Genomic DNA, 15,541 nt, shown 5'->3' on the forward strand with positions numbered 1-15,541 from the left:
TCCGCAAGGACAATAATCGCCGCCCACGCTTCTCTTTCTCAGATTCACTTGTCAAAGAACACCAACAACAGACAGAAATACCGCCCAGATCACCAGGCGACAACCCATCAACAGTCAGGAGATGTAAAAGCAAGCCGCCAATCGCCTTGGCCGCTCGCCGATGAAGGGGGTATACCCACAGACCCAGCGCCTGTCAACAGCGTCATGACGGAAAAGCGACAGCCCGGTCAGGCGGCATCGCGGCAGCGGACGAGGAAGCGCCTCGCTTCGTCTGCCGGCAGGGGCGTGCTGATCAGAAATCCCTGCGCCTCGGTACAGCCTTCCTGGCGCACCCGCGCCAGCTGTTCGTCGGTCTCGATACCCTCCGCCGTGATGCTGGCGCCGAGCTGGGTCCCCAGGCCGACCACCGCCCGAACGATCGCGGCCGTGCCCGGATCGGCGATTTCTCGGACGAACGACCGGTCGATCTTGATCCTGTCGAATGGAAACCGTCGCAGGTAGCTCAAGGAGGAGTAGCCGGTGCCGAAATCGTCGAGAGCGATGCGCACGCCGAGCGCCCGCAGGCGATGAAGGCAGGCAATCACGGCCTCGGCGTCCTGCATCAACACGCTCTCGGTGATCTCCAGCTCCAGACGCCGCGCGGGCAGCCCGGAGGCGGACAGCGCCCCGATCACGCTCTGCTCCAGGGCGGATTGCCCGAACTGCACGGCGGATACGTTGACTGCGATGCGCATGTCGCCCGGCCAGGAGGCGGCCTCGATGCAGGCCTGACGCAGGGCCCAGGTCCCGAGTTGGCGGATCAGCCCGGACTCTTCGGCCAGCGGAATGAATTCGCCCGGCGCGATCATCCCGCGAACCGGATGCGGCCACCGCAACAGGGCCTCGAAGCCCCGGACCGTGCCGCTGTCGAGATGAAGCACCGGCTGATAGACCAGACTGAAGCCTCCGACCCGGACCGCCTCCCGCATCTCGAGTTCGAGCAGATTGCGCTGGGTGGTGGCGGCATCCATCGCCGCCTCGTAGAACCGGTAGGTGTTGCGACCCGCGGTCTTGGCTCGATACAGCGCGATGTCGGCATTCCGGAACAGGGTATCGGCGTCGACGCCGTCCTGGATGCCGAGGCCGATGCCGACGCTGACGCCGATACCGACGCGGTGGCCGTCGAGATCCACCGGCTGCTCGAGGGATTCGATGATGCGCCGGGCGGCGAGCCCGGCCGCCTGGGGATCGTCGAGATCGACCAGGATGACGGCGAACTCGTCGCCTCCGAGGCGGGCGACGGTATCGCCCACCCGGACCACGGCATTCAGGCGCTCGGTGACGACGCGCAGGAGGGCGTCGCCGGCCGGGTGACCGAGGGTGTCGTTGACCGCCTTGAAGCGGTCGAGGTCGCAAGCCAGCACGGCGAAGCCTGCAAAGCCGTCGGTCCGCCGGTCGGCGCGGGCGAGTTCGCGGTTCAGGCGCTCCTTGAACAGAAGACGGTTCGGCAACCCGGTCAGCCCGTCATGCAGCGCCATGTGGGCGATGCGGCCCTCGGCCAGCTTGCGCTCGGTGATATCCATGGTGAGCCCCACCACCCGGAGGGGATCGTCGCTCTCCGTATCCCGAACGATGCGGGCGAAGGATTGCAGCCAGCGTTGCGGGACCCCGTCCGGCACCGCCAGACGGAACTCGCAGTTGTAGGAAGTGCCGTCCGCGAGGGAGCGGTAGATGTGTCCGTACAGGACGGGAACATCGTCCGGGTGGATGCAGCCGTCCCATTCGGCCACGGCGACCTCGACCGGCGCGTCGGCGGTTTGCCCGTCCTTGACCGGCAAGCCGTACATCCGCGCGCTGTCGGCCGAGAGACGGACGATGCCCTCCCTCAAGTCCCATGACCAGAGGCCGGCTCCCGCCGATTCCTGGGCGAGCCGCAGCAGGTTCGAGGTCTCCTCCAGGGCTTTGCGTGCCGTAACGATGTCGTCGATGTCCAGGGCGGTCCCGAGCAGGCCCACCACGACGCCGTCCTCCCGGATCGGCAGCATCACCAGCTTGTGCCAGCGATAGGCGCCGTCCTGCCGGCGCAGGCGTCCCTCGACCTCGTAGGGATCGCCCTCCCGCGAGGCCTCGCGAAAAGCCTGCTCCATCCGCTCGGCATCGTCGGGATGGTTGCAGGCCAGGCGGGCCGCGCGCGCCGAACCGATCGGGCCGTAGAAGTTCTCGAAGCGCTGGTTGACGTAGGTGGCCTCCCCGTCCCGGAGGGACACCACCCAGACGATCTGCGGCAGGGAATCGGCAAGCGCCCGGTAACGCGCCTCACCGAGGCGCAGGGCCTGCTCGGCCGCCATCCGCTCGCTGACGTCGCGCGCGGCCGTGATGGTCTCGTGGGGACGCCCGGCCGCGTCGCGCACGAGCCGCGTCTGGGCCTCGATCCAGATCCAGCGCCCATCCCGGTGCCGAAGGCGATGGGTGATGCGCCCGCCCTCGGTCCGGCCGGTCCGGAAGCCCTCGAGAAACCCTAGCGTGGCGGCCCTGTCATCGGGATGGAGCGAGTCATTCAAGGGAAGGCGCAGCATCTCCTCGGGGGTGTAGCCGAGGAGGTCCTGCGACGCGGGGGAGACGTAGGTGCGAACATCCCGGGCAGGGACATCCAGGCTCGGAGCATCCCCCTCGCTCGACGCGGCGACGCTGCGGCGGACGATCATGTCGGAGACGGAATCCGCCAGGAGCCGGTAGCGCCGCTCGCCGTCCTGAGTCCGGGCCTCGGCCGCGCGATGCTCGGTGACATCGGTAAAGGTGTGGACGATCCCACCATCCGGCAGGGTCACGCCCCGAACCTCCAGGGTCGCACCATTGGGCCGGCGCCAATCGAATCGCAGCGGCGCCCAGGCACCTGCCGCGTCGCGCAGCCGCGGCGGCCCCTCCGGAAAGACCGCCGCGGCGAGGTCGCCCCGTCCGGACAAGACGGCGAGGATCTCGGACAGGGGCGCGGATTCCCGCAGGACGGTGTCCGGCAGCGCGAGGAGCTGCTGCGCCCGGGGATTGAGCAGGCGCACGCAACCCTGGGCATCAAGCATCACCAGCCCCTGGTCCATATTCTCCAGGATGGCGCGCAGGCGCAGATCCTTTTCGCGGAGCTGGGCCTCGGACGTGACGAGGTCGGTGACGTCGAGGATGAGGCCGTAGAGCGCCACCTGCCCGCCGGCCAAGGCCCGTTCGGCGACGCCCTGGACGATGGCGTGGCACAGGCTTCCGTCCGGCCGGACGATCCGCGCCCGTCCCTGGTAGGTCGCGCTGTCGGGTCCCGCCTCGTCCAGGGCCGCATCGATGCGCGCGGCCACCGCCGCACGGTCGTCCGGATGATAGTAGCCGAGGTGGCGCTCCAGGGGGATCTCGCCACCGGGCGGCATCGGACGTCCGAAGACGCCGCAGACGCCCTCGGACCAGGAGACGATGCGGGTCTTCGGATGGATGCGCCAATACCCGATATGGGCGACGGATTCGGTCATCCGTTGAGCGCTGACCACGAGCTTGAGATCGGCGGCCTTCGCGGCCAGCAGCGTTTCGGCCCGGTGGCGCTCGGCCCGCTCGGCCTCGCTCGCGCGCTGGGCAGCGGTGAGACGCAGGTGAGCCTCGACGATCGTCCCGAGGTCGCGCAGGCGTGACGCGCTGACCGCATCGAAATCGTCGCGCGGGACGGTGTCGATCACGCAGAGCGTGCCCAGCGGCAGGCCATCCGACAGGACCAGCGGAACGCCGGCGTAGAAGCGGGCATGGGGCGCCCTGGTGACGAGGGGGCTGACCGCGAATTCGGCATCGGCCAGGAGGTCGGGAAGCACCAGCACCGCCCCCGGCTCTCCCAGGATGGTGCGGTCGCAGAAGGCGCCAGCGCGCGGTAGGGGTCCGCTCTCAGCGATGCCGCAGCGGGCCTTCAGGGTGTAGGTCTCGCTGCCCGCCAGGTTCACGAGGGCGATGGGCACGCCGAACAGGGCGCAGGCCATGCGGCAGACGGCATCGAGATGCGCCTCCGGCGGGCTCTCCAGCAGCCCCAGATCGTTCAGGATCGCCAGACGCTGCGTCTCGACGGGGGCGCTCGGCACGTCACTTCCCTCTCGCCGACCCGCGGCCCGCGGCACATCCGCGTGTCTCCCGAATGCCTGCAGAAGCCGGTGTCGATGACAGGCTCCCGCAGCGGCATGATTGCCGTCGGTGACCTGCGGGAGCCCCCTACAGAGTCGCCGACGTCCGATCATGCGGCAGCAGCCTTTAACGTTCGTTTATACGGGCGCGCCCGGATTGGCAGTGGGCACGGGCCCGATCCGCCTCTCGCCAGGATCGCTCCGGGGCCGGATCAGGCCGGCAGTTGCAGCCGGGCGCTCAAGCCTCCGAGATCAGAGCGTCCGAGTTGGAGCCCTCCGCCGTAGAGTTCCGCGAGTTCAGTGGTGATCGACAGACCGAAGCCATGGCCCGGAACGCTCTCGTCGAGGCGCCCGCCGGGCCGGATCGCCCGCGCGGCGGCGGCGGCATCCAGTCCGGGGCCGTCATCCTCCACCGTCAGGGTGACGCCGGCCTCGGCGGGCCGTCCGGCGATGCGGACCCAGCCGCGGCTCCACTGGCAGGCATTGTCGATGAGGTTGCCCAGCATCTCGTCGATGTCCTGGGGGTCGCAGGCCGCCGCAAGTCCCTCCGGAAGATCGAGATCGATGACCAGCGTCTTCTCGGCATAGAGCCGGCCGAAGGTGGTGCGCAGGTCGGACAGGGGGCCGGCGAGATCGGTCCTGGCGCGGGTCGCGCCGCCGAGGGCGGCGGTGCGCGCGCGCCGCAGATGATGGCGCACCTGCCGGTCCATGGCCGCAACGAGAGCCGCCAGACCGCCATCCGGGTCGCGCGTTCGGTCGGACAGGGCGAGAGTGAGGGTGGCCAGCGGCGTCTTCAGGCCATGGGCGAGATTCGCCACATGGGTGCGCGCCCGTTCGAGGTTGGCGGCGTTCTGGTCGAGCAGAGCATTCACCTCCGTCACCAGGGGACGGATCTCGGCGGGCTGCTGGCCGGGAATGCGGGGGCGCCGGCCGGCCCGGACCTCGGCGATGTCCCGGCGCAGGCGCTCCAGGGGGCGCAGGCCGAGGCGAACCTGCGCCACGGTGCCGGCTACGAGGCAGAGTCCGAGGATGCCCAGGATGGCGGCGAGGGCACGGCCCGCCTCGCGCAAGGGGCCGTTGAGGGCCTGGGCGGGGGCGGACGCGACGAGAATCACCGGCGGACGGCCCGCCTCAGCGGGCAGCACGCGCGTCCGCAGGATGAGCGCGTCACCCCAGGGACCTGCCGCGTCGCCGGGCTGGGCGCGGTCCGGGTCGGGATCATGTGCCGGCCGATCCGGTACGGGAAGGTCGCGCCCTTCGAGGGAGTCCGCCCGCAGCGTGGTGCGCCCCTGCCGGACCTGCCAGTACCAGCCCGAGCGCGGGCGGTCGAAGGGCGGGCCATCGAGGGTGCGGTCGAGGCGGAGGTGCTCGCCGGGGCCGCGTTCCAAACTCGCCGCGATGGCGACGAGCTGGCTGTCGAGTCGGCTGTCGAGCTGCGCCCGCACGAAGCGGTGCAGGATCACCCCGATCGCCAGGCCGGCGACCACCAGCGCGAGGGTGACGAAGGCCAGGGCGGCCAGCAGCAGCCGGCGCTGGAGGGACCCGAGCTGGAGAAGCCCGGCGGGCTTTGCAGGTGGACTGGGCTTGTCCGGCGCAGCGGGCTTCGTCAGCCCGGCAGGCCGCGGACCCCGCCCCGAGGGTGGCGGCGTCATGCGGGATCGCCCGGCAGCAGCCGATAGCCATGGCCGCGCACGCCCTCGATCCGCGCGGGGGCGATCTTGCGGCGCAGGCGCGTGATGATGACCTCGACCGAGTTTGAATCGACGTCGGCATCGCCGTCATAGACCCGTTCGATGAGCTGGCTGCGCGGCATCACCCCGTCCTTGTGCAGGATCAGACAGGACAGGACCCGCCATTCGAGGCCGGTGAGCCTGAGGGGCAGGCCGTCGCGCTCGAAGGTGCCGAGGCCGGATTCGTAGGAAAGGGGACCGCAGGTGACGCGGGACGCCCCATGCGCGCTCGCCCGGCGTACCAGAGCCCTCAGGCGGATCACCAGTTCCTCGACCCGAAACGGCTTGACCAGGAAGTCGTCGGCACCCGCCTTGAAGCCCGCGACCTTGTCGCTCCAACCGTCCCGGGCCGTGAGGATGAGCACAGGGACGGTGAGCCCCGCGATGCGCCAGGCCTGCAGGACGGAGAGGCCGTCGCGCCTCGGCAGGCCGAGATCGAGCACCACGGCGTCGTAGGTCTCGGTCTCACCGAGATGCTGCGCGTCCTCGCCATTGACGGCGTGGTCCAGGGCGAAGTTCTCGGCCCGGAGCGCCTTGGCGATCTCGGCGGCTAGCGGCGCGTCATCCTCCACCAGCAGGAGTTTCATGGAGTCGGGTCCGGGGATGGAAGGGCGGGAAGCGAGGGCAGGGCAGGCGTGCGGGAGCGGCCTAAGCCGCGTCGTTTAACGGGGGCTGAACCGTCCGGTTCAGATCGGGTTGGAGGCCCCGACCTAGAACGCCGTCAACCCGAGAGGGCCACCGTCGAACCCCGGAAGGACAGGCCACCATGACCGAGACTCTGCAGAGCAGCACACCCGCCAGCCCCACGCCGACCCTCACCCCGGCCCCGAAGCGCTCGCGCCGCGGCCTCGTCGTCGGCGCCATCGCGGCGCCCCTCGCCTTCGGCGCGGTCGGCCTGTCGCTGGCCCAGACCGGCGCCTCGGTGATGACGCCGGTGGCGCCCACCGCGATCTCCGCCCTGAAGGCCTCGGGCTCGATCGCCGCCAAGGGCGACGTCGCCGAGATCTACGGCAACAAGTTCGTGATGCAGGACGAGACCGGCAAGGCACTGGTGGAGACCGGGCGCCAGGGAGAGGGAGGCACCCTCGTCAAGCCGGGCGAGGCCGTCACCGTGCAGGGCCGGTTCGAGAACGGCTTCCTTCACGCCCTGCTCATCACCCGCGCCGATGGCAGCCAAGTCCGCATCGGCCCCGCCGGCGGCCCGCCCGCCGGAACCCTCGACTGGGCCAAGGACAAGGTCGGCCTCGGGGCAAAGCCCGACGTGCCGGCCCTGACCGCCGGCGTCGCGGCGGCCGGCTACTCCGACATTCGGGTCACCGGCCGGGGGCCGCGTCACCTCGAGGTCGCCGCACGCGGCAGCGATGGGCGCGAGCGCCAGCTCCATGTCGGCTTCGACGGTCAGGTCCGCGAAAAGCGGGTGTTCTGAACGCCCTGTGACACCATTCCCCACCCTTCGATCTCCCCGGACAGGACGTCCATCATGACGAAGACCACAGCCCTTCTCGCCGCCGCCACGATCCTCGTTGCCGGCGCGGCCGTCGCCCAGCCGGCCCCGCCGCCCGGTGGTCCGCGCCCCGGACCGGAGGCCGGTGCGCCTCCGGGCGGCCCTCGTCGCGGCCCCGATGCGCCGCCGCCCCCGCCAAAGGCCGCGCATTTCCGCCTGGAACGGGGCGAAATCGCCGTCGACGTCAAATGTGTCGACGACGAGCCCATGAGGGCCTGTGCCGATCTCACCCTGCAGATGCTCGACCGCCTAGCCGCACTACCGAAGCCGGACCCTTCGAAGCCCGAAGGTCACAAGCCGGAGACTGCCAAGCCGGAGACTGCCAAACCTGAGACTGCCAAGCCTGAGGCCCGCTGATCCCCGCACCCCAGGACCGGTGCGGCGGTTCCCGAAGCCGCCGCATCTCGGCCTGCCTGCATCCCGGTTTGCCCCCAATCTCAAGGAAGCACCATCAGCCCATGTCCCCATCACGCAGCACGCACGGAACCATCTGGGCCCTGTTCGGCCATCGCCTCGCACTCGAGTGCCCCGAAGGCCGCGTCCTCGTGGATCTCGGCCCGGAGGGCGCCGAGGCGCTCGCCCGCGCAGCGGCGACCCTGAAGCCGGGCGATGCCATCGCGGTAACCGGCGAGCAAAAACCCTCGGAGATCAAGGCCAGCGCCATCACGGCTCCGGACGGCACGCGGCACCGCATCCCCCGGTCTCGTCCCGAGGACGGAGATGCGGGGAAGGCCGATCCGGCGCTCGCTCTCGCGGCGTTGCGGCAGGCGGGCTATCAGGTCGACGGGGAGGCCCGGCGCAAGCCGAAGCATTTCGAAATCCATGCTCGGAAGGACGGCGGGCATTTCGAGGCGCACGTCACCTTCGCGGGGGTGATCCGCAAGACCAAGACGATATCCAACGGCGCCACCGTAATGGACTGATCGCCTGCCATAGGGCGGGGCGGGAGCGGGACCAGCAGTCTGGAAGCGATACCGCGTTGCAACATGAATCTTTCGCCGATCCGTTTCGGCGTGATAGATTGGCAATCGTTATTGCTGATACGGAGTTCTCTGCATGTCCAACCTGTCCCGTCTCGCCGGCATCCTCGGTGCCGCCGCCCTCGCGCTTCCCCTGGCCATCCCGGCTTCGGCCAAGGAAGCCAGCACCGCGAAGGTGATCACGATGGTCGACACCGACAACGACGGCACCATCGATCTCAAGGAAGCCCAGGCCGTGGCCGGCGCGCTGTTCGACAAGCTGGAATCCGACAAGGATGGCACTCTGGATACCAAGGAGCTCAAGGGCCGGGTCAGCAAGAAGGCCCTGAAGGCCGCCGATCCGGATTCGGACGGTACCCTGGACAAGGCCGAGTACCTCGCCCTCGTGGAGGCCCGCTTCAAGGCCGCCGATCCGGACAACGACGGCACCCTCGACGCCAAGGAGTTGAAGACCCCCGCCGGCAAGACCCTGGTCTCGCTGCTCAAGTAAGTCCGACCGGTGCCGAAGGCACCGGACTCCGACGCTTCCGTTCGACGGCCCGGCGCTCCACGCGCCGGGCCGTTCGCGTTTCAGGAATCGGGGAGGCTCAAGCGTCGCGCCGCGGTGAGGATTGACCGGAGGCGTTTGTTCAGAACATTCCAGGCTGGCATGCCATTCGCACATGCTATCCCCGTTCTCACATCTCATTCGCGAATGGCCGCGGCGTCGAAACGAAGGCCGGTACATGGAATTTTTCGCCCAGCAGTTCATCAACGGCCTGACGCTCGGGTCGATCTACGGGCTGATCGCGCTCGGCTACACCATGGTCTTCGGCATCATCGGCATGGTGAACTTCGCCCACGGCGACGTCTTCATGCTGTCATCCTTCATCGCGCTGATCTTCTTCCTGATCCTGACCACCTGGCTCGGACTCACATCGGTCGCCCTGGTGTTCCTCATCGTGCTGGTCCTGGCGATGATCCTGACCGCGCTCTGGGGCTGGGCCATCGAGCGGGTAGCCTACCGTCCCTTGCGCGGCTCGTTCCGCCTCGCACCGCTGATCTCGGCCATCGGCGTCTCGATCTTCCTGTCGAACTTCGTCCAGGTGGTGCAGGGCGCCCGCAACAAGCCGGTTCCGCCCCTCGTCCGCGACGTGATCGTGCTGTACCAAAACGAGCAATACACCGTGACCCTGTCCTACAAGCAGGCGATCATCATGACGACGACGGCGCTCCTGCTCGCCGGCTTCTGGTACCTCGTCCAGCGTACCTCGTTCGGCCGGGCCCAGCGCGCCTGTGAGCAGGACCGGCGCATGGCGGCCTTGCTCGGCATCAACGTCGACCGGACCATCTCGCTGACCTTCGTGCTGGGCGCCGCCCTCGCCGCCGTCGCCGGAACCCTCTACCTCCTCTATTACGGTGTGGTCTCGTTCTCGGACGGGTTCGTGCCCGGCGTGAAAGCCTTCACGGCGGCGGTGCTCGGCGGTATCGGCTCGCTTCCCGGCGCCGTCCTCGGCGGGCTGATCATCGGGCTGATCGAGACCTTCTGGTCGGCCTATTTCTCCATCGAGTACAAGGACGTGGCCGCGTTCCTCATCCTCATCGTGGTGCTCATCTTCAAACCATCCGGCATCCTCGGACGCCCCGAAGTCGAGAAGGTCTGAACCATGGCCACAGGATCGACCATCGGCGCGGTGGCCCCCACCGTCGCCCGGCGCTCCGGCGCGGCGCTCCCTGAGATGCTCAAGGATTCGGCCCTCTTCGCCCTGGTGACGCTCGGGTTGAGCATTCCCGTGGTGGCCTACCGCACCGATCTCGGGCAGGGCACCGGCCTCGAACTCACCGGCCGCTGGGGCGTCGTCGCGGGCTTGTGTCTCGCCGTGTTCGTGCTGCGCCTCGGCCAGCGCCTGCTGCTCGGCGAGGTCGCGCGCCGGCGGGAAGTCCACCGTCTCGCGACCCTCGATGCGGCGCCGGTCGCGAGGCGGGCCGGCCGCGTGCTCGGTCCGGTGACGCTCGCCGTCGCGCTGACCCTGCCGCTGCTCGCCGCCCTCGGTTCGGGCGGCCTGTCGGAGGGGCGCTACTGGATCGATCTCGGCATTCTCATCCTCACCTACGTCATGCTCGGATGGGGCCTGAACATCGTCGTCGGCCTCGCCGGGCTGCTCGACCTCGGCTACGTCGCCTTCTACGCCGTGGGCGCCTATTCCTACGCGCTGCTCTCCACGGTGTTCGGGCTCTCGTTCTGGATCTGCCTGCCGCTGGCCGGCCTGTTCGCCGCCGCCTTCGGTGTGCTCCTCGGCTTCCCGGTACTGCGCCTGCGCGGCGACTACCTCGCCATCGTGACGCTCGCCTTCGGCGAGATCATCCGCCTCGTTCTCATCAACTGGGTCGACTTCTCCGGCGGCGCCGCCGGCCTGTCCTCGATCCCCCGCGCCAGCTTCTTCGGCATCCCGTTCACGGCCGGGGAGGGCGGGTTCGCCCAGACCTTCGGGCTGAGCTTCAGCCCGATGCACCGGATCGTCTTCCTCTACTACCTGATCCTCGCCCTGGCGCTGATCACCAACCTGGTGACGCTCCGCATGCGCCGCCTGCCGCTGGGCCGCGCCTGGGAGGCCCTGCGCGAGGATGAGATCGCTTGCCGCTCGCTCGGCATCGACACCACCATGACCAAGCTCACCGCCTTCGCGCTCGGCGCCATGTTCGCGGGCTTCGCCGGCTCGTTCTTCGCCGTGCGCCAGGGCTTCGTCAGCCCCGAGAGCTTCAACTTCCTCGAGAGCGCGATCATTCTGGCGATCGTGGTGCTGGGCGGCATGGGCAGCCAGATCGGCGTTGCCATCGCCGCCATCGTGATGGTCGGCGCGCCGGAACTGCTGCGTAATCTCACCTTCCTCAAGGCGGTATTCGGCGAGGGCTTCGACCCGAACGAGTACCGCCTGCTGCTGTTCGGCCTCGCCATGGTCTGCATGATGGTCTGGCGCCCGCGCGGGTTGATTTCCGAGCGCTCGCCCTCGGTCCGCCTGGGAGGGCGCACCGCATGAGCCTCGCCACCGGCACCACCCGCCTCGCCACGCTGCAGGACGCGCCGCCGGCCGCGATTTCCGGCGGCCCGGCCGACCCGATCCTGGTGGTCGACCACCTTACCATGCGGTTCGGCGGCCTCACCGCCGTGGGCGACCTGTCGTTCGAGGTCGGGCGCGGCGACATCACCGCGCTAATCGGTCCGAACGGCGCCGGCAAGACCACGGTCTTCAACTGCATCACCGGCTTCTACAAGCCGACCGAGGGCATGATCCGCTTGTCGCAGGCGGGTGGCGAGACCTACCTGCTGGAGCGCCTGCCGGGCCACGACGTCAACCGCCTCGCCCGGGTCGCCCGCACCTTCCAGAACATCCGGCTGTTCCCGCAGATGACCGTGCTGGAGAACCTGCTGGTGGCCATGCACAAGCCGCTGATGCGGGCGTCCGGCTTCTCGCTCGCGGGCATCCTCGGCCTGCCGGGCTATCGCCGCGCGCAGGATCAGGCCATCGCCAAGGCCGCCGGCTGGATCGAACGCATCGGCCTGACCCACCGGGCCGACGAGCCGGCGGGCGACCTGCCCTATGGCGACCAGCGCCGCCTGGAGATCGCCCGCGCCATGTGCACCGACCCGGTGCTGCTCTGCCTCGACGAGCCGGCGGCCGGCCTCAACCCGCGGGAATCGGCCGATCTCAACACCCTGCTGCGGATGATCCGCGACGAGTACGACACCTCGGTCCTGCTGATCGAGCACGACATGTCGGTGGTGATGCAGATCTCCGACCGCATCGTGGTGCTCGACTACGGCATCAAGATCGCGGACGGCACGCCGGACGAGATCCGCAACGACACCCGGGTGATCGCGGCCTATCTCGGCGTCGACGACGAGGAGGTGGCGGCGGTGGAAGCGGAAGTCGGTCTGGCGGGAATAACGGCATGAGCGTCGCGGGCATCAACGTGCTGGTGGACGAGACCCGCGCCCGGATGGGGAAGACCGACGGGGAGGGCGCGAAAGCGCCGCTGCTCAGCGTGCGCGGCGTCTCGGCCTATTACGGCAGCATCCGCGCCCTGAAGGGCGTCGACATCGACGTGCACGAGGGTGAAATCGTCGCCCTGATCGGGGCCAACGGGGCCGGCAAGTCGACCCTGATGATGACCATCTTCGGCCAGCCCCAGGCGCGCGAAGGCTCCATCACCTTCGCGGGCCAGGACATCACGAAGCTGCCGACCCACGAGATCGCCCGGCTCAACCTAGCCCAATCTCCCGAAGGTCGGCGCATCTTCTCCCGCATGACGGTGCGCGAGAACCTGCAGATGGGCGCGGCCGTCAACGGCGGCAAGCACTTCGCCGAGGACCTCGAGCGCATGTGCACCCTGTTCCCGCGCCTGCGGGAGCGCATCGATCAGCGCGGCGGCACCATGTCGGGGGGCGAGCAGCAGATGCTCGCCATCGCCCGTGCCCTGATGAGCCGGCCGCGCCTGCTCATGCTCGATGAGCCCTCGCTCGGATTGGCGCCCCTGGTGGTCAAGCAGATCTTCTCCGCCGTGCGCGACCTCAACGCCCGCGAGGGCCTGACCGTGTTCATCGTCGAACAGAACGCCTATCATGCCCTCAAGCTCGCGCATCGCGGCTACGTCATGGTCACGGGGGCGGTCACGATGAGCGGCACCGGTCAGGCGCTCCTCGACGACCCGCAGGTGAAGGCCGCCTACCTCGAGGGGGGATCGCATTGAGCATGGCCGATGGTTTCAGCCTCGATCTGCGTACCCTGGGCATCTTCCTCCTGATTACCGTGGCGATGGGGGGCGGTGCCGCCTGGATGACGGGCAGCGGACTCGCCCGCGGCTGGCGCCCGTTCTGGCACTGCGCCCTGGCCCTGCTGCTGATCGCGGCGGTGACGCGGTTCCTGCACTACGCGCTGTTCGAGGACCCGCTGCTGTCGCTTCCGGCCTATCTGGTCGACGCGGTGGTTGTCCTGGCCATCGGGGCCGTGGCCTATCGCTACACCCGCACCGGACAGATGACCCGGCAATATGCCTGGCTCTACGAGCGCACCGGACCGCTGAGCTGGCGGGACCGGACGAGCGCGCCGACGCCGTGACGGCGCGGCGCGAGACCACACCGCGTTTTGGCGACCGTACCGGCGAAGCGAACGCCCGGTCCGGCGCCTGAAGAGGGGAAACGAGCATGAAGTCACTGTTTTCAGCCGGTGTCGCCCTCAGCCTGATGCTGGCGGCAACCGCCGCTCAGGCCGAGATCAAGATCGGCGTCGTGGTTCCCGTCACCGGCCCGAACGCCGCCTTCGGTGCACAGATCAAGACCGGGGCCCAGCAGGCCATCGCCGACATCAACAAGGCCGGCGGCGTCAATGGCGAGAAGTTGGTGATGACAGTGGGCGACGACGCCTCCGACCCGAAGCAGGGCGTGTCGGTCGCCAACAAGTTCGCCTCCGAGGGCGTGAAGGCCGTGGTCGGCGCCTTCAACTCAGGCGTCTCCATCCCGGTCTCGGACGTGCTGCAGGAAGCCGGCATCGTCGAGGTCAGCCCGGCCTCCACGGCGATCAAGTATACCGAGCGCGGCAACTGGAATACTTTCCGCACCTGCGGTCGCGACGACCAGCAGGGCGCGGTGGCGGGCGCCTACCTCGCCGACAAGTTCAAGGGCAAGAAGATCGCCTTCGTCCACGACAAGACCCCCTACGGCAAGGGCTTGGCCGACGAGACCCTGAAGGCCCTCAAGGCCAAGGGTGGCACCAACGTGCTCTATGAGGGAATCAACCCGGGCGAGAAGGATTTCTCGGCTCTGGTCTCCAAACTGAAGCAAGCCAATGTCGACGTGGTCTATTTCGGTGGCCTCTACACCGAGGCGGGCCTGCTGATCCGCCAGATGCGCGACCAGAGCCTCAACGCACCGCTGATGGGGGGTGACGGCATCGCCGACCGCGAGTTCGCCCAGGTGGCGGGCCCGGGCTCCGACGGCACCCTGATGACCTTCTCGCCGGATGCCCGCAAGAATCCGAAGTCCAAGGCCACGGTCGACGCCTTCAAGGCGATCAACTTCGATCCCGAAGGCTACACGCTCTACTCCTACGCCGCCATGCAGATCCTGGCTGACGCGATGAAGGCGACGAAGTCGACCGACGGCCAGAAGGTCGCCGCCTACATGCACGAGGGCAAGCCCTTCAGCACGGTGATCGGCGACATCTCGTACGACAAGAAGGGCGACATCACCCGGCCGGACTACGTGATGTACATGTGGAAGAAGGGCGCCGACGGCTCCATCAACTACGCCGGCAACGAACAGCCGTAGGCCGGGACGCACCGACGGGGAGGCCGGGGGGAACGCATCCCCCGGCCTCTCCTATTTTCAGGGCTGACCATCGACACCACGCTTCCCCCGCGACCACGCGCGCACCCAATCCGCCGGGAACGGCGCCCACCGCCGGCCGGTTGGCTGAGAACGATCGCGAAGCGCCGGACAAGGCGCCGAGCCCTCATCAGTGGGAGCAGACATGTCGAACAAGCATCTGAAGACCGATGTCCCAAGCGATGCCGATTTGAAGGGCAATCCAGGCATCGGCGCATCGAAGGGCATGACGGGGCGCGACCCGGAGGACATCGCGGCGGATTCGAACTTCGAAGGCGATGTCGACAACGAGACCACGCCCGAGGGCGGGATCGACCCAAGCCATCGGCCGCGCAAGAACGCCTGACCACAAACCCGCTGCCGGATCTTCGATCGCGGCCCCCGCCGCGATCTCTCCGATGCGTGGTCCCGTCATCCCGCTACCGCATGGCAGATGCGCCGGAACCGGGCAGCGGCAGGATTCACGAATCCGTGTTCCTCAGGTACCCCAAGCTGTGCCTTATCCGCGGCACGCTGCTTGAGGAGCCTGGATGAGCAAAGACGTGCAGCACGATCGCCCCGACTCGCCGCTCGCATCTGTCTCTGACGAGATTTTCCCGCAAACCCTCTCCCGAAAGCCGGACACGCCCGCCGACGACATCGCTTCCAATCCGGTCGCGTGTGAACCGCCCTCCACCTTCGACAGCGACAGCTTCGAGGGCTTCGGCTCCTTCGGTTGAGCCACGGCGTCCCGTTGCGAGCACGCGATGCGCGGTGGCTGCGGGACGCCTCCGACCGGGCGAGGGGCACCTCGCATCCGGATCGTCCCAAAGGATTCGGCGGTTTCCAGGCCTGTGGTGCCCCGTGTC

15 protein-coding genes are annotated in these 15,541 nt (G+C 68.7%); 12 read left to right on the top strand and 3 right to left on the bottom strand.

What is annotated here, in order from left to right; translation table 11 throughout:
- Nucleotides 1–227: 227 nt before the first annotated feature.
- The 3 genes from ASF57_RS06435 to ASF57_RS06445 form a co-directional block, all read right to left on the bottom strand.
- Nucleotides 228–4,079, bottom strand: a complete 3,852-nt coding sequence (locus tag ASF57_RS06435; RefSeq protein ID WP_056481191.1) for an EAL domain-containing protein — start codon at nucleotides 4,077–4,079, stop codon at nucleotides 228–230.
- A gap of 251 nt (nucleotides 4,080–4,330) precedes the next feature.
- Nucleotides 4,331–5,770 carry a HAMP domain-containing sensor histidine kinase gene (locus ASF57_RS06440; protein WP_082503741.1) on the bottom strand — a complete coding sequence of 480 codons (1,440 nt, stop codon included), beginning with the start codon at nucleotides 5,768–5,770 and terminating at the stop codon, nucleotides 4,331–4,333.
- Nucleotides 5,767–6,435, bottom strand: coding sequence for a response regulator transcription factor (locus ASF57_RS06445; protein WP_056184377.1), 669 nt, complete (start codon nucleotides 6,433–6,435; stop codon nucleotides 5,767–5,769). The genes ASF57_RS06440 and ASF57_RS06445 overlap by 4 nt, the downstream gene beginning before the upstream one ends.
- A gap of 179 nt (nucleotides 6,436–6,614) precedes the next feature.
- Here ASF57_RS06445 and ASF57_RS06450 point away from each other — a divergent pair, with 179 nt between their 5' ends.
- From ASF57_RS06450 to ASF57_RS06505, 12 genes are all read left to right on the top strand, one after another.
- Nucleotides 6,615–7,274 (top strand): hypothetical protein, encoded by a 660-nt coding sequence (locus ASF57_RS06450; RefSeq protein WP_056481193.1) that lies wholly within the window; start codon nucleotides 6,615–6,617, stop codon nucleotides 7,272–7,274.
- A gap of 54 nt (nucleotides 7,275–7,328) precedes the next feature.
- The gene (locus ASF57_RS06455; protein WP_200935828.1) at nucleotides 7,329–7,709 is read left to right on the top strand and encodes a hypothetical protein; all 381 of its coding nucleotides are present in this window, start codon (nucleotides 7,329–7,331) and stop codon (nucleotides 7,707–7,709) included.
- 101 nt (nucleotides 7,710–7,810) lie between these two features.
- Nucleotides 7,811–8,275, top strand: a complete 465-nt coding sequence (locus ASF57_RS06460) for a hypothetical protein (protein ID WP_056481195.1) — start codon at nucleotides 7,811–7,813, stop codon at nucleotides 8,273–8,275.
- Nucleotides 8,276–8,408: 133 nt separating this feature from the next.
- Complete coding sequence (locus ASF57_RS06465) at nucleotides 8,409–8,822, top strand: hypothetical protein (RefSeq protein ID WP_056481197.1); 414 nt, start codon at nucleotides 8,409–8,411, stop codon at nucleotides 8,820–8,822.
- A gap of 235 nt (nucleotides 8,823–9,057) precedes the next feature.
- Nucleotides 9,058–9,975, top strand: a complete 918-nt coding sequence (locus ASF57_RS06470) for a branched-chain amino acid ABC transporter permease (protein WP_056481199.1) — start codon at nucleotides 9,058–9,060, stop codon at nucleotides 9,973–9,975.
- A 3-nt stretch (nucleotides 9,976–9,978) separates the two neighbouring features.
- Nucleotides 9,979–11,349, top strand: a complete 1,371-nt coding sequence (livM, locus tag ASF57_RS06475) for a high-affinity branched-chain amino acid ABC transporter permease LivM (protein WP_056184388.1) — start codon at nucleotides 9,979–9,981, stop codon at nucleotides 11,347–11,349.
- Between the two features lie 104 nt (nucleotides 11,350–11,453).
- Entirely contained in the window at nucleotides 11,454–12,266 is an 813-nt protein-coding gene (locus tag ASF57_RS06480) for an ATP-binding cassette domain-containing protein (RefSeq protein WP_056481242.1), read from the top strand.
- A complete protein-coding gene (locus ASF57_RS06485) occupies nucleotides 12,263–13,060 on the top strand; it encodes an ABC transporter ATP-binding protein (protein WP_056481201.1) in 798 nt (265 codons plus the stop codon). The genes ASF57_RS06480 and ASF57_RS06485 overlap by 4 nt, the downstream gene beginning before the upstream one ends.
- Before the next feature lie 2 nt (nucleotides 13,061–13,062).
- On the top strand, nucleotides 13,063–13,428 hold the full coding sequence (locus tag ASF57_RS06490) for a DUF6867 family protein (protein ID WP_056184393.1): 366 nt from the start codon (nucleotides 13,063–13,065) through the stop codon (nucleotides 13,426–13,428).
- A gap of 86 nt (nucleotides 13,429–13,514) precedes the next feature.
- On the top strand, nucleotides 13,515–14,636 hold the full coding sequence (locus ASF57_RS06495) for a branched-chain amino acid ABC transporter substrate-binding protein (RefSeq protein ID WP_056184395.1): 1,122 nt from the start codon (nucleotides 13,515–13,517) through the stop codon (nucleotides 14,634–14,636).
- Nucleotides 14,637–14,838: 202 nt separating this feature from the next.
- On the top strand, nucleotides 14,839–15,039 hold the full coding sequence (locus ASF57_RS06500) for a hypothetical protein (protein WP_056481203.1): 201 nt from the start codon (nucleotides 14,839–14,841) through the stop codon (nucleotides 15,037–15,039).
- A 184-nt stretch (nucleotides 15,040–15,223) separates the two neighbouring features.
- On the top strand, nucleotides 15,224–15,412 hold the full coding sequence (locus tag ASF57_RS06505; RefSeq protein ID WP_056481205.1) for a hypothetical protein: 189 nt from the start codon (nucleotides 15,224–15,226) through the stop codon (nucleotides 15,410–15,412).
- Nucleotides 15,413–15,541: the final 129 nt, after the last annotated feature.

The sequence above is a fragment of the Methylobacterium sp. Leaf117 genome, from assembly GCF_001422985.1.
In the GTDB taxonomy this organism is placed as follows: Bacteria; Pseudomonadota; Alphaproteobacteria; order Rhizobiales; family Beijerinckiaceae; genus Methylobacterium.

Coding starts and splice junctions, on each gene's coding strand:
- ASF57_RS06495 (WP_056184395.1), top strand. CDS start 13,515: ATGAAGTCACTGTTTTCAGCCGGTGTCGCCCTCAGCCTGATGCTGGCG.
- ASF57_RS06470 (WP_056481199.1), top strand. CDS start 9,058: ATGGAATTTTTCGCCCAGCAGTTCATCAACGGCCTGACGCTCGGGTCG.
- ASF57_RS06490 (WP_056184393.1), top strand. CDS start 13,063: ATGGCCGATGGTTTCAGCCTCGATCTGCGTACCCTGGGCATCTTCCTC.
- ASF57_RS06505 (WP_056481205.1), top strand. CDS start 15,224: ATGAGCAAAGACGTGCAGCACGATCGCCCCGACTCGCCGCTCGCATCT.
- ASF57_RS06450 (WP_056481193.1), top strand. CDS start 6,615: ATGACCGAGACTCTGCAGAGCAGCACACCCGCCAGCCCCACGCCGACC.
- ASF57_RS06440 (WP_082503741.1), bottom strand. CDS start 5,770: ATGACGCCGCCACCCTCGGGGCGGGGTCCGCGGCCTGCCGGGCTGACG.
- ASF57_RS06485 (WP_056481201.1), top strand. CDS start 12,263: ATGAGCGTCGCGGGCATCAACGTGCTGGTGGACGAGACCCGCGCCCGG.
- ASF57_RS06445 (WP_056184377.1), bottom strand. CDS start 6,435: ATGAAACTCCTGCTGGTGGAGGATGACGCGCCGCTAGCCGCCGAGATC.
- ASF57_RS06500 (WP_056481203.1), top strand. CDS start 14,839: ATGTCGAACAAGCATCTGAAGACCGATGTCCCAAGCGATGCCGATTTG.
- ASF57_RS06460 (WP_056481195.1), top strand. CDS start 7,811: ATGTCCCCATCACGCAGCACGCACGGAACCATCTGGGCCCTGTTCGGC.
- ASF57_RS06455 (WP_200935828.1), top strand. CDS start 7,329: ATGACGAAGACCACAGCCCTTCTCGCCGCCGCCACGATCCTCGTTGCC.
- ASF57_RS06480 (WP_056481242.1), top strand. CDS start 11,454: ATGCGGTTCGGCGGCCTCACCGCCGTGGGCGACCTGTCGTTCGAGGTC.
- ASF57_RS06465 (WP_056481197.1), top strand. CDS start 8,409: ATGTCCAACCTGTCCCGTCTCGCCGGCATCCTCGGTGCCGCCGCCCTC.
- livM (WP_056184388.1), top strand. CDS start 9,979: ATGGCCACAGGATCGACCATCGGCGCGGTGGCCCCCACCGTCGCCCGG.